Annotated in this window: 11 protein-coding genes; 8 read left to right on the top strand and 3 right to left on the bottom strand. The window is 49.6% G+C overall.

The features are described 5' to 3' along the window. Positions 1-346: 346 nt before the first annotated feature. Together H6G50_RS02735 and cimA are read right to left on the bottom strand one after the other, a co-directional pair. The gene (locus H6G50_RS02735; protein WP_190713097.1) at positions 347-673 is read right to left on the bottom strand and encodes a DUF3082 domain-containing protein; all 327 of its coding nucleotides are present in this window, start codon (positions 671-673) and stop codon (positions 347-349) included. Positions 674-1,534: 861 nt separating this feature from the next. Then, positions 1,535-3,184, bottom strand: a complete 1,650-nt coding sequence (gene cimA, locus H6G50_RS02730) for a citramalate synthase (protein WP_190713095.1) — start codon at positions 3,182-3,184, stop codon at positions 1,535-1,537. A gap of 79 nt (positions 3,185-3,263) precedes the next feature. Here cimA and H6G50_RS02725 point away from each other — a divergent pair, with 79 nt between their 5' ends. From H6G50_RS02725 to crr, 5 genes are all read left to right on the top strand, one after another. After that, the gene (locus H6G50_RS02725; RefSeq protein WP_190713092.1) at positions 3,264-3,590 is read left to right on the top strand and encodes a 2Fe-2S iron-sulfur cluster-binding protein; all 327 of its coding nucleotides are present in this window, start codon (positions 3,264-3,266) and stop codon (positions 3,588-3,590) included. Positions 3,591-3,660: 70 nt separating this feature from the next. Continuing rightward, a complete protein-coding gene (locus H6G50_RS02720) occupies positions 3,661-4,095 on the top strand; it encodes a hypothetical protein (protein ID WP_190713090.1) in 435 nt (144 codons plus the stop codon). 21 nt (positions 4,096-4,116) lie between these two features. Next, positions 4,117-4,290, top strand: coding sequence for a hypothetical protein (locus H6G50_RS02715; RefSeq protein WP_190713087.1), 174 nt, complete (start codon positions 4,117-4,119; stop codon positions 4,288-4,290). 270 nt (positions 4,291-4,560) lie between these two features. Further along, the gene (locus tag H6G50_RS02710) at positions 4,561-6,657 is read left to right on the top strand and encodes an AAA family ATPase (RefSeq protein WP_190713085.1); all 2,097 of its coding nucleotides are present in this window, start codon (positions 4,561-4,563) and stop codon (positions 6,655-6,657) included. 275 nt (positions 6,658-6,932) lie between these two features. Beyond that, on the top strand, positions 6,933-7,442 hold the full coding sequence (gene crr, locus H6G50_RS02705) for a PTS glucose transporter subunit IIA (protein ID WP_190713082.1): 510 nt from the start codon (positions 6,933-6,935) through the stop codon (positions 7,440-7,442). Between the two features lie 435 nt (positions 7,443-7,877). Here the strand turns inward: crr and H6G50_RS02700 are convergent, their stop codons facing one another. Next, the gene (locus H6G50_RS02700) at positions 7,878-8,744 is read right to left on the bottom strand and encodes a shikimate dehydrogenase (RefSeq protein WP_190713080.1); all 867 of its coding nucleotides are present in this window, start codon (positions 8,742-8,744) and stop codon (positions 7,878-7,880) included. Between the two features lie 188 nt (positions 8,745-8,932). Here H6G50_RS02700 and H6G50_RS02695 point away from each other — a divergent pair, with 188 nt between their 5' ends. The 3 genes from H6G50_RS02695 to murI all read left to right on the top strand — a co-directional run bounded on the left by H6G50_RS02695 (position 8,933) and on the right by murI (position 12,937). After that, positions 8,933-10,303 carry a cation:proton antiporter gene (locus H6G50_RS02695; RefSeq protein WP_190713078.1) on the top strand — a complete coding sequence of 457 codons (1,371 nt, stop codon included), beginning with the start codon at positions 8,933-8,935 and terminating at the stop codon, positions 10,301-10,303. Positions 10,304-10,619: 316 nt separating this feature from the next. Beyond that, positions 10,620-12,059: an N-acetylmuramoyl-L-alanine amidase gene (locus H6G50_RS02690; RefSeq protein ID WP_190713075.1), complete on the top strand. Its 1,440-nt coding sequence runs from the start codon at positions 10,620-10,622 to the stop codon at positions 12,057-12,059. Between the two features lie 65 nt (positions 12,060-12,124). Further along, positions 12,125-12,937, top strand: a complete 813-nt coding sequence (gene murI / locus H6G50_RS02685; RefSeq protein ID WP_190713073.1) for a glutamate racemase — start codon at positions 12,125-12,127, stop codon at positions 12,935-12,937. Positions 12,938-13,393: the final 456 nt, after the last annotated feature.

The raw sequence follows: 13,393 nt of genomic DNA, 5'->3' as shown, positions 1-13,393 counted from the left end.
TTCCCTTCAGATTGCCGATAGCGATGTCAGACTTTTTTAACAACTGATGTTGTTTCGGGCTGCCGAAACAGAAGTCCCGGTGGAAAAGACTTAAGGAATAAGCAAATCTAACCATGAGATCGCTCCTATTGTAGCGAGAGTTGCCCGACTCATCGCTCTTTTTTTATCTTTTTCCTGAAAACCGCAGGGCTATTGCCCTTATCCACTCAATTTCCATCGCTCAATTGCAAGTCTACCAGCCAAGCTACGTGAAACTACGATTCAGCTTCTCCATTATAGTTTCCGGATCGTTCAGCGAAATTACTGAAGCCTGTTGAGGACGAAGCGCTACTGCTGTAACGATCGCTTAATTAGAATCGGGTTTCGGTTCTTTATTTCCAAACAGGGCGGTTTGAATGCCGAGGGCGACTAAACCCAGACTCACGAACCCAAAGACTCCGGTGGCTAGGGCGGTAACTCCTACGACTAACGTCCGTACCGCGATCGCGATATTTAAGGCGAGGGCGCTACCCCCAGTAGGTGGTTTGGCGGCGAAGGTTTGCGCGATTGAAGCCGTTAGGAAGTAGGCAGCGATCGCGAGTCCCCCCGCAATTGCTGCCCCCACTAAGCAGCGTCCTAGCGTTACGGGCGTTTTGGGCGGATCGGTTTGAGGGGCAGGTGCAGCGTTGGTCATGGGATATATTGCAATCTCGCTCGATGTTAATATTTTTATACTCTAACGGTTTCTGGAGGACAAGCGAAAGCAGAATTGTGAAAAGTTGTTGAAGACTATCCAAAAGGATCGATCTCCTCAACTCCTCAATTCAAGAAATTAATTATTTTTCTTCGACAATTAATTTTTTTGAGGGCAATTTTTACTTGACAAAAACACTTGACAAGGGTATCATATCAAAATGGGAAAGTGTGCCGACATATATAAAGTCTTTTCGGCTTGAGTTACGCCCCATCCTCCTTAAAGACAACAGAGGAATAACTCAACTGCTATCGGCAGGCTTTCAACGCAGAATTTGTTTGCAACTGTAGTCGCTAACTGAAGCAGAATCAGGGCAGAGCAATGCTCATTGGTGTCAACTTAAGCACGAGTGTTTGTTATAGCGTCATCCCAGCCCTCACCCCCCAACCCCCCTCTCCCAATTTTGGGCGAGAGGGGGGAGAAGAATTCTCTCTTGCTCCCCTCTCCCAGGGTTGGGAGAGGGGCTGGGGGTGAGGGCGATTCAACTTTGTGAAGGGGGTTTCACGTTAAGTTGACACTAATGAGCAATGCTCTGCCCCTACGGTGCGGCGCTTATTTGGCGAATGTGCCACACTGAGCTTGTGGTCATTGAGCTTGCCGAAATGCCGAAGTGCGATTCGCAACCGCGCGCCCTTACCAATAAAATTTAGTGCATCAGGATTGGGAATTGGTATTAGTGGCTACTGCTAGAGTTGCTCGCCAAGCCGAATAAATTGTTAATTGTGTCAGTAATTACGAATTACGAATTATTTGGTCAATCGGAGAAGACTCCCCATCGCCTCGCAACCCCTACCCCAGCCATTACCCCGAAATTGCCGCCAAAGAAATGGGCGATTGTAACAACAAACCGTACTCAATCCCTTCCACGACTGCCCGATAAGAAGCATCGATAATATTCGCTGAAACTCCCAACGTCGTCCAGCGCCGTTCGCCATTGCTTGACTCCACTAAAACGCGCGTTTTCGCAGAAGTTCCGGCGCGCCCGTCGAGAATTCTGACCTTATAATCGGTTAAATAAAAGTCTGCAATTTCCGGATAAAACTTGACTAAAGCCTTACGCAACGCCGCATCCAAAGCCGCAACCGGGCCATTTCCTTCCGCGACTTCCAACAACTGTTCGCCATTCACGCCCACCTTAATGGTAGCCAAAGAATGGGTATCGACGCGATCGCCTTTCGGGTTCCCGTCGATCGCGCATCCTTGCAACAAATTGCAGTGAATTTGGAACCCTTCAATCTCAAATATCGACGGGCGCTGCCCTAACAAAGAACGAACCAACAACTCAAAACTCGCCTCCGCCGCTTCAAATTGATAGCCCTCGCCCTCCAATTGCTTCAACCGTTGTAAAATCGCCCGCCCGATTTCTGGATTCTCCTCCAAATTCACCCCAAAATTTCGCGCCTTCGCCACAACATTACTCATCCCCGACTGTTCCGAAATCGAAATGCGTCGTTCGTTCCCCACCGATTCCGGCGAAGTATGTTCGTAAGTTTTGGGATTGCGGGCGACAGCAGAAACGTGAATTCCCCCCTTATGGGCGAAAGCAGAACGTCCGACAAAGGGCGCGCGTTCGTCGGGCGAAACATTTGCGACTTCGCCGATAAAGTGACTGGCTGGGGTGAGTTGCTGGAGTTGGGCGCTATCGATGCAATCGTAACCCAGTTTTAATTGCAGGTTGGGAATGAGGGTGCAGAGGTTGGCATTCCCGCAGCGTTCGCCGTATCCATTTATCGTTCCCTGCACCATTTGCGCGCCTTCTATCACGGCAGCGAGGGCATTCGCGACGGCAGTTCCCGCATCGTTGTGGGGGTGAATCCCCAACCGCGCGGGGGGATTTTCGCCAGCGAGTTCTGGTATGGCAGCGAGAACCTCCCGCACGATGCGAGTGATGTCGTGGGGCAGCGTACCGCCGTTGGTATCGCAAAATACCAGCCATTCCGCCCCCGCATTTAAGGCAGCGCGTAAGGTTTGCAGGGCGTAGTCAGGATTGTGCTGGTAGCCATCGAACCAATGTTCGGCATCGTAGACAACGCGGCGACCTTGCGATCGCAGGTATGTTACCGTATCCGCAATCATGTTCAAATTCTCGTCTAAGCTCGTTTTTAGCCCCTCAGTGACGTGGAAATCCCAGGATTTGCCAAAAATCGCCACCCAGCGCGTTCCTGCCGCGAGAATCGGCTTAAACAGCGCTTCTTCTGCCGCCGTTTTGTGAGGGCGACGGGTGGAACAAAAAGCCACGATTTCCGCTTGGGTGAGGGGTTTTTCTTGCAGTTCCCAGAAAAATTGTACGTCCTTCGGATTGGCACCGGGCCATCCGCCTTCAATAAAGGGAATGCCCATTTCGTCGAGTTTGCGGGCGATGCGCAATTTATCTTCTAGGGAAAAGCAAAGTCCTTCGCTTTGCGCGCCGTCTCTCAGGGTCGTATCGTAAAGCCAAATCCGATTGTTCATATTCGTTAACAAAAATTTTTGAGCCGTTCGACTGTCGCTACACTAAACATTAATACGTTGCACTGCCAGGGAAGTATCAATGCCTACTGTCACCGTCGGGGAAAAAACATTAAATTGCGATCGCGGGGCTAATTTACGCCGCGTTTTACTGGACAATAACATTGATTTGTACAACGGGAAAGCGCAATTTATCAACTGTCGCGGGTTGGGCAGTTGCGGCACTTGCGCCGTCGAAATCGAAGGGGAAGTTTCTGAAGCAAACTGGAAAGAACAAGGGCGACTCTCGCTCCCTCCCCATTCTCCTACAAGGGGGTTGCGTTTGGCTTGTCAAACCAAAGTTTTAGGAAATATTAAGGTTCGCAAGTATGATGGATTTTGGGGACAGGGACAAGAAAGGGTATGGTAAGAAACTGGGGAAAGTTTTTCGTTCTGCCGCTCCCCATAGAGGCGAGCGGCGGTAGTATATTAAGGATATTATGGCAACCCACTTTTTAAATGTCGATTTGGAAGTTACGAGCGATCGCAATCTTCAAGTTCTTGCTGATGCTTTCGGAGAGAAAGCAAGATATCATCTCTCTTCTGGGGAAGCACCCGGAGAAACTTTAGCCACCTTTGAAATTGGTCTTGATGAATTAGAGATGGCGGCTTGCACGCCTCAAAAAAGGAATGATGGCGGAGAAGCAGATGCTAAAATTCGTAAGTTTTGTTCTTTAATTCGAGAATTGAAGGGCGAAGCGAAGGAAGTTTGGGAAACAGCGAGTAGTAAAACTTTCGATTTAGGCTACGAAGGCGGACTTTCTCCTCATTATTATCTTTCTAACCTTTCGCCGGAAACGATGGGGAAGATTGCAGAGGTGGGAGCTTCATTAAAGGTGACAATTTATCCCATCGATATGAGAGAAGCCGGTTAGCGATCGCAATTATTCAAAGAAATGGCACACAACCTTAATATTGAGAACATCGAAGAACCCATCGCGCAAGCCTCGCCGGAAGTGAAAGCGATTATCGAGCGAGTTTTAAGGATTGAGAAAGAACGGCTGCACCAAAAGAGTCGAAAATATATTAATGATGATATTTTGAAAATTGTTAAAGATGTCGTGAAGTAAACAATCTGGAAAAATAAGATTGCCAGTTGAAACGAAGCATCCCTTAATCGGTTTACTCAATCTAGCTCCGAGATCGGAAGGTTACAATATCAAGGGCAGAATCGACAGAACGCTAATGACATCCTATTCATCAATGGCACTGACTTAAGGCGGGTGGGTGCTGTATACCCTACGAAATTATCTGTAGAGACGTTGTATACAACGTCTCTACAGGCGATTTTTAAACGCCTATTTCAGTGCCATTACACTATTCACAATTCACAATTGACTATGAAGTTGCTCTCGCTTCGCTTATGTAATTTCAGACAATTTTACGGAACAACGCCAGAAATTGTCCTCGCCTCGGGAGAACGAAATACAACCGTTTTTCACGGCAATAATGGAGCGGGAAAGACGACGATTTTAAATGCTTTTACCTGGATACTCTACGATCGATTTACCGCTGCCTTTGCTTCGCCGAAACAACTGATCAATAAGCGAGCGCTGTCCGAGTTGAGTTTTGGAACTTCCTTAGAATGTTGGGCAGAAATTCGTTTTGAACACGAGAGGGTACAGTATCAAGTAAAGCGCTATTGCTATGCGTATCCGAATGCGGAAAATCGCATTGATTGTTCGACTCCACTGTTATCGATGTTGTACGCGCGGGAGGAGGATGGACGTTGGTATATACCGAGCGAACAACCAGCAGATATTATTCAGGGAATTTTACCGGAAAGTTTGCACCAATACTTCTTTTTTGATGGGGAAAGAATCGATCGCATTTTTCGGGAGGAAGGGAAGAAGGGGAGTATTGCCGAGGATACGAAGGAGTTGTTAGGGGTAACGGTTTTAGATCGCGCGATCGAGCATTTAAAGAAAGCCAAGCGCGCGCTTCAAGAGGAATTAAAGGACATAGGCGACGCACAAACCAAGCAATTATTACGAGAAGTAGGAAAATTGGAGGCAGAACGCGATCGCATCCTGCAACGGCAGCAGAAAATGGAAGCAGAGTTACAGAACTACGAGGAATTAAAAGCCGTCCTCAACCAACAGTTACTCGCAGTCAGCGGCGCGCAAGATTTACAGAAATTAAAGCAAGAATTAGAGGCACAAGAAAGCACCGCGCGGCAGAACCTCATCGAAATAAAAACGCAACTCAAGCGCGCGATTTCCAGTCGCGGCTATACCCCCTTATTGAGGGATGCGATCGCACAATTCCAAGCCTTACTCGTCGAACTGCGCGCCAAAGGAGAACTCCCCTCCGGTATTAAGAAACAATTTTTACAGCAATTATTAGAACGGGGGCGCTGCTTGTGCGGAACGGAACTGACTGAAGGGAGTTTTGCAGCAGAAAGCATTAAAGCGTGGTGGGACAAAGCCGGAATGGCAGAAGTAGAAGAGGCAACCATTCGCTTAGAAACGCGGACGAGCCAGATGCAAGAACAAGTGGTAGAATTTTGGGAAGAAATGGATCGCCAGCAATTAGAATGGGCGCGATCGCGAGAACAACTCAGTGACACCGAAAATCGTTTAGAAGCAATCCGCCAAAAGCTCAGAACTTATCCCGATACCGACATTCAAGCCCTACAAAAACGTGCCGATGATACCGAAACGAACATCCGCCATTTAATGCTAGAACGCGGCGGACAAAACCAGCAACTCGAACAGCTAAAAAGCCAAATCGAAGAGAAAAACAAGCAAATCGCCAAACACCAATTAAAGGAAGATAAACAAATTTTAGCGCAGCGACGCATCCATGCAACCGAAGACGCGATCGCGCGATTAACCGAAGTACGTTCCCGTCTCGAACGACAATTCCGCCTCTCCCTCGAACAGCGCGTCCAAGAAATCTTTAGCGAAATTTCCTTCACGCCCTACTTCCTCCGTTTGAGCGAAAATTACGAGTTAACCCTGCTCGAAAATACTTCCGGAATCGCCGTTCCCGTCGCCGCCTCCACCGGAGAAAACCAAATTTTGAGTTTATCCTTCATTGGGGGCATCATCGATCGCGTGCGCGCCTGGAGTCAAAATCAAAGTAATGCCCTTATGGCTCCCGATAGTAGCACCTTTCCCATCGTCATGGATTCCCCCTTCGGCAGCTTAGATGAAATTTATCGCCGCCAAGTCGCAAAAATCGTGCCGCAACTCGCCAACCAACTCGCCATTCTCGTCACCAAAACCCAATGGCGTGGCGAAGTCGAGCGAGAAGTTGCGTCTTACATTGGGCGAGAATACGTGCTAGTTTATTATTCCCCGAAACCGGACTGCGAAGAAGACGCGATCGAGCGCCACGGTAAGGTGTATCCCCTCGTGCGTCGCAGCGAAAATCAGTTTGAATATACAGAAGTTATCGCGATTGAACCGCATCAGGAGGAAGCCGATTTTTAGTGTACCTCACGCCTATGAAAAAGGCTACATAATAAAGGTACAGAATGCCCGTAAGCACCGAAGCAAATTTATTTACACATCACTCTACGCCAGAACCCTTGTAACTCAAAATTTTCAGCGATCTAGAACAGGTAATTTATTTTGCATAAGTGCTTAGAAATGGCGCAGAAAAATGCTTTGAATCTTCGACCAGTATTTGCTATAATTAATGGCTCTGTTAATGTACATACAGTGTTAATAATTTTGTCGCCATAAAAATTTGTGGAGTAAGTAGAATGAGTTTATTCGATAAATTAAAATCCGTAGTAGGAAGTGATGGTGCAGACGCAATTGGCATAGAAATTATTGCGCCACTTTCAGGCGATATTGTAAACCTTGAAGATGTTCCTGATGTTGTATTTGCTGAGAAAATAGTTGGTGATGGTATTGCGATTAAACCAAGCGGATACAAAATAGTAGCGCCAGTAACGGGGACAATTGGTAACATAGTTGAAACAAACCATGCTTTTTCGATTACATCTAATGATGGATTTGAAATCTTTGTCCACTTTGGAATTGATACAGTTGTCCTAAAAGGGGAGGGTTTCAAGCGGATTGCTGAGGAAGGTCAAGCCGTTAAAGTTGGTGATACGATTCTTGAATTTGATTTAGAACTTTTAGAAGCTAAAGCAAAATCAACTCTAACCCCCGTTATTATTGCTAACATAGATGAAATTAAAGAACTGCACAAACTTTCTGGGAGTGTTGCTGTTGGTAAAACGCCTATTTTACGCATAATAAAATAAGGCATTAGTACGACCGATAAGCGACATCAGATAGAGGAAAAATTAACCGTCAAAAGGGGCTTTTCTGAAACATTGATGTTTGTTTCAGGCGCAGCAAAATTAGCTACACAAGGCTGAGGTCTACGGGGTGGGTTGTGCAATCAAACATCTCATCCATATGCGCTGTCAAATCATTGCACTTGACTCACTCCCCGGCGCGCTTAGCTATCCTCGATCGCATTCTTTCTGCCCGCGATCGCGTTAAGTTGACACCAATGAGCATTACTCTGCCCTAGCTCTGGGAAATCGTGCAAAACCTATAGGAATTGGTAGAAGATAGCGCTATAGTAATCGCCAAGGTAGTGAGGACAAATTTTAGTAAAGGCGAATGGCATTCGCCTAGTTTTTGACTGATTGGATTGTCATCACCGCTATAAAAGAAAAAACTATAGATATTTAAGCCGCTAACTTCTCTAACAATGCCTGACGCATCACATCAACGGGAACGGGTTGTTGCAACCAAATTTGTAAAGCTGCTGCCCCTTGTTGCACCAACATTTCCGTACCGTCAATTATCATTGCACCCCGTTGTTGAGCGAGTTTGAGAAATAACGTCGGGCGAGGCGTATAAATCAAATCGTAAGCGATCGCGTCCGCCTTCAATCCCTCCAAAACACTTTCCTCCACCGGCGATTGCGAAACATGAGGAAACATCCCCACCGGCGTGGTATTTACCAGCAAATCTGTCGCCGATACCAGCCCCGATAATTCATCCCAGGAACGAACGCTAACAAGCCCGTGAAGGGGCGTATCTCGCCAACTTTGTTTAAATTTGTCCAAGCGATCGCGATCTCGCCCCACAACGCAAACTTCTGGGCAGCCCAACTCCGCACACCCCACCACCACAGCCCGCGCCGCGCCGCCATTTCCCAGCACCACCGGCACAACTTGACTCCAATCGCGCTGCAACGCCTTTAACGGCGCAATAAAGCCCTCAACATCAGTATTCGTGCCGCTCCAGCCCCCATCGTTATACCAAACCGTGTTCGCGGCTCCCACCAATTGCGCGGCGGGCCAAACCTGCGATAATAAAGGCAAGATCGCTTGCTTGTGGGGAATGGTGATGCTGAAACCCACTACCCCAACTGCCTCAAACCCCGCGATCGCGCGCTCCAAATCCACCGGACGCACTGGAAACGGCACGTAGACATAATCCAGCCCCAAATGCGCCAATGCTGCATTGTGCATCGCAGGCGACAGCGAATGTTCCACCGGCGCGCCAATCACGCCCAATAACTTCGTCGTCCCTTGAATCGATCGCATCACCTTAACCCCAAAAAAACTCGTGCGTCAATCTTGAAGCAACGACTCGCAAAAATCAAGACAACCTGACATCGCATCATAAGGATTCCTCCCCCTAACATTCAATTGGGAAGATTCTCCAGTACATTAGACAAAGATCCTATATCCTTCACTCCTGCCGGATGCGATCGCAGGAAATTCTCCCCAGCATGAATTTCGACCTTTCTTTGTTTCTAACCTTTCCCATCGCAGCCGCCACCGAAACGGCAGCAGAAGAAAGCACCTTCGTTCTTGCAGGTGTCTTACTCAGTCTCGTCGCAGTCTACGCCGCCAGCAAAATCGGCGGCGAACTCTGCGCCCGCATCAACCTTCCGCCCGTCCTCGGCGAACTCGTCGGCGGTGTCATTATCGGCATTTCCGCGCTGCACCTGCTTGTTTTTCCGGCCAGCGGTGCAGCAGCAGGCGATTCGCTGATTATCCGTATCATGGAAGCCACGGCTAACCTCAGCCCCGAAGCCGCCCAATCGGTCTTCGCCACCCAAAGCGAAGTTATCTCCCTCCTCGCCGAACTGGGGGTTATCATTCTCCTCTTTGAAATCGGCCTCGAATCCGACCTCGCCGAACTGATTCGCGTCGGTCCCCAAGCGGCTGTCGTTGCTACCGTCGGAGTCGTCGCCCCCTTCGCCGCCGGAACCGCAGGGTTAATCTTCCTGTTTCACATTGCCCCCATTCCCGCCATCTTTGCGGGTGCTGCCCTCACAGCGACGAGTATCGGCATTACCGCCAAAGTTCTCGCCGAAATCGGTCAACTCTCCTCCACCGAAGGACAAATCATCATTGGTGCGGCAGTCCTTGACGACATTCTTGGCATTATCGTCTTAGCCGTCGTCGCCAGCTTGTCTAAAACTGGCGAAATCGAAATTACCAACGTTATCTATCTAATTATCAGTGCAGCCGTCTTCCTAGTCGGCGCGATTTTGCTGGGTCGTCTCATCAGTCCGCTTTGGGTGGGATTAGTCAATTCGATGAAAACGCGCGGAAAACTCCTGCTAACAGCCCTCTGTTTTGCCTTCATCCTGGCCTACATTGCCGCCGTCATTCACCTCGAAGCCATTTTAGGAGCCTTTGCCGCCGGTTTGATTCTCGCCGAAACTGACAAGCGCCGGGAACTCGAAGAACAAGTCGTTCCCGTTGCCGATATTTTTGTTCCCCTCTTCTTCGTCTGCGTGGGCGCAAAAACCGACTTAAGCGTGTTGAATCCGGCCATTCCCAGCAACCGCGAGGGCCTCATCATCGCCCTATTCCTGATTGGCGTAGCAATTGTCGGCAAAGTCATTACGGGCTTTACCCTCTGGCAACCGGGACTGAAAAAACTCGCTGTTGGCGTAGGGATGATTCCGCGCGGCGAGGTGGGATTGGTTTTTGCCGGAGTCGGTTCGGCGAGCGGCGCGCTTTCCGAGTCCACCAATGCTGCCATTATTATGATGGTCATTTTCACCACCTTTCTCGCGCCACCGTTATTGCGGGTTGTTTTTAAGGAACCAGCAACCGCTGTCGAGTCAGCTAGCAGTCCCGATTAACGTTAATCTCCAACCAAGACGGCGGTTTCGGCAACTTTCAAGTTTCCACTGCCGTCATTCACTGCCACTTGTTGGTACTATCTTCCCATCAACAATTTTGTCCGGGTCGTGGTATTTTTCAACGAAGACAACACATATTGCCCGAGCAGTACGGAAATCAATTGACCGTTCAAAATCGTTACAATGACTACCCTGGAACGGCATTGTTAATTTTGAATGTTGAATTCCGTAAAGCTATACTCGGAGGTTCGCACCTATCGCTCGCGACAGTAGCGCGTCTCGAATCTCCAGTCCTTTAACCCCCACCTTTCGAGGAATGAAAACCTTGAGATTTTACTTGTTGCTTTTGAGTTGGTTGAGCGTTGTGCTGTGTGCCTTGCCCGCAGAAGCGGCCAGGTTATTATTTTGGCGTTTCGATCCCAATCAAAACCAATTGCTCTTCACAACGGACGTTGGCGTACAACCGACGGCTCAACTTATTTCTAACCCCACGCGCCTAATTATCGATCTGCCTGGAATCGATTTGGGGCGAGAGACAGTCAATCAATCTTTTCGCGGTACGGTTCGCGGCGTGCGCGTCGGTCAATTTGACGATCGCACCACGCGCATTGTCGTCGAACTGGCTCCGGGTTACACGATGAACCCCGATAAGATTCAATTCCGAGGGGTTTCGCCGACCAATTGGACGGTTTCCCTCCCGAATCCGGAACAGATTGGTTCCCAGTCGCGACCGACGCAACCGCCGGTTTCGACGGTTCCTTCCCTGCCTCCTCTGCCGCCCCCCACGAACGTTCCTCCGCCGGTAGCGAGCGATCGCGCGGCAACCGTTGAGGCGATCGATTTGGTCAATCGTCGTTTGGTGGTGCGGGGAAATCGACCCCTCGCCATTTCTAGCCGTTGGAACGATAGCGCCGGACTCTACGAACTCACTATCCCCAACGCCCGCCTCGCAGAACGCCTCCAAGGGCCGCAATTAAAGCCGGATAGCCCGATTGCCGAACTGCGGGTGCGCCAGCAGGATGCCCAAACGGTGGTTTTATTGCTCAAACCGTCTCCCACTTTTCAAATCGGCAGTATCGACCAGCGCGGTTCGCTGTTGAATATCGACCTCGCGATTAGAACCAGTACGGCTGTCCCAGTTTCCCCCCCGGATCGCACAACTCCCCTCCCGCCCCGACAAACGAACCCCGACAGTCTCCCATCTATCCCTAACAGCCGTTTGCGCGTGGTGGTGGATCCGGGACACGGGGGCGAGGATTACGGCGCGATCGGTTTGGGCGGTTTGCAAGAAAAGGAAGTGGTTCTCGATGTCTCCCAGCAAGTGGCGAAGTTGCTGGAGCAGCAGGGGATTAATGTCACGATGACGCGCGATGACGATCGCTTTATCAGCTTGCAGGGGCGCACGGCTCTGGCGAACCGCTTGCGAGCCGATTTATTTGTCAGCATTCACGCCAATTCGGTCGATAATCGTCCCGAGGTGAGCGGTTTGGAAACGTATTATTTTTCCAATGGCTCGCAGTTAGCTAGCATCATTCACCGCAATGTTTTAGATACGGTGGATATTCGCGATCGCTCGGTTCGCCAAGCCCGCTTCTACGTGCTGAGAAATTCAGAAATGCCCGCCGTTTTGGTGGAAATTGGTTTCGTTACGGGTTCTGAGGATTCATCGAATTTGAGGAAGCCCGAACATCGCCGCCAATTGGCAACCGCGATCGCGCGCGGCGTTCTCGAGTATGTTCAACGGAATCTACGCTAGCGGTCTTCCCAACAACAGTTTAGAATTCGTTGCAATGCTTAAACTCTCGATAAGAAACTAAATTAATGCAGGAAATCCAACGCAGACCGATTGGCGTATTTGATAGTGGTGTGGGGGGGCTGACGGTTCTCCGAGAACTCAACCGACAACTTCCCGAGGAATCGATTCTTTATTTTGCCGATACTGCGCGCCTACCTTACGGTACGCGATCGGCAGAAGAAATTTTGCAGTTTGTGCGGGAAATCCTGCATTGGATGCGCGAGCGAGAGGTCAAAATGGTCATCATGGCCTGTAATACCAGTTCCGCCCTAGCCTTAGAAGCCGTGCGCCAAGAGTTTGACTTTCCTATCTTAGGCATTATCTTACCGGGCGCGCGCGCGGCCGTGCGAACCGGACGGCGCATCGGCGTGATTGCCACCCCCGCTACCGCCGCCAGTCACGCCTACCAACAAGCGATTCTTGAAGCCAATCCCGAAGCGCGCGTTTGGGAGGTGGGCTGTCCGGAGTTCGTCCCCTTAATTGAAAGCAACCGCATCCGCGATCCTTATACCCAACAAGTGGCGCGCCAGTACCTCCAACCATTGCTCGATCGCCAAATTGACACCTTGATTTACGGTTGCACGCACTATCCCCATCTAGAACCCGTGCTGAAGAAATTGCTACCGCGATCGGTTCGCTTAGTGGATCCGGCGCAATGGCTCGTTCGCGCGATCGATCGCGAATTAGAATTAATGGGCCTCAAGCACCTCAAAACGGCACTCCCCACGCAGTTTTATACGAGCGGTTGCCCGCAAGACTTTGCTTCCCTTTCCCAGCAATGGCTCGGGCGCTTACCGGAAGTCGAGCAAATTCAACTCGCCTCCGTTCCCGCTACTTAAAATCCCCACCCTAGTAAAACCGAGTTGCTAGACGCAACATCGGGTTCAAACCCCAGAGAGCTAGTCCAATGCAAGAGCAAGCCGTCAACTAGCTCTCTAAAGACCGAGCCAGAAACGCAATTTCAATACCAATAATAACAATTAGCGCAGGGGACGCGACGGTTCTGTCGCCTTCGCATTGCGCTGAGCCAAAGCCAGAACGATATAAACCGTACTTAGGTAAACGGCAGCCGCCAAGAGCAAAATAACAATAGGCATCTCTCTAATAATCAGTAAGGTGGGCGAGGAGTGGAAAGTGAATTCCCAAAATCAATCGAAGCATTGCGAGCTAAGACCAATCGCATTAGCAATCTTTAAAACGCTAATGGGTTTGGCGCATATTTCTGGGGGTGACGACAAGAGAAATTAAATTCGAGATAGATAAGCTCGCCTTTAACAAAGCTTTCTGCCCCTCAT

The sequence above is a fragment of the Oscillatoria sp. FACHB-1406 genome (assembly GCF_014698145.1).
Taxonomy (GTDB): domain Bacteria; phylum Cyanobacteriota; class Cyanobacteriia; order Cyanobacteriales; family Spirulinaceae; genus FACHB-1406.
This window is presented reverse-complemented; position numbering and strand designations above follow the sequence as displayed.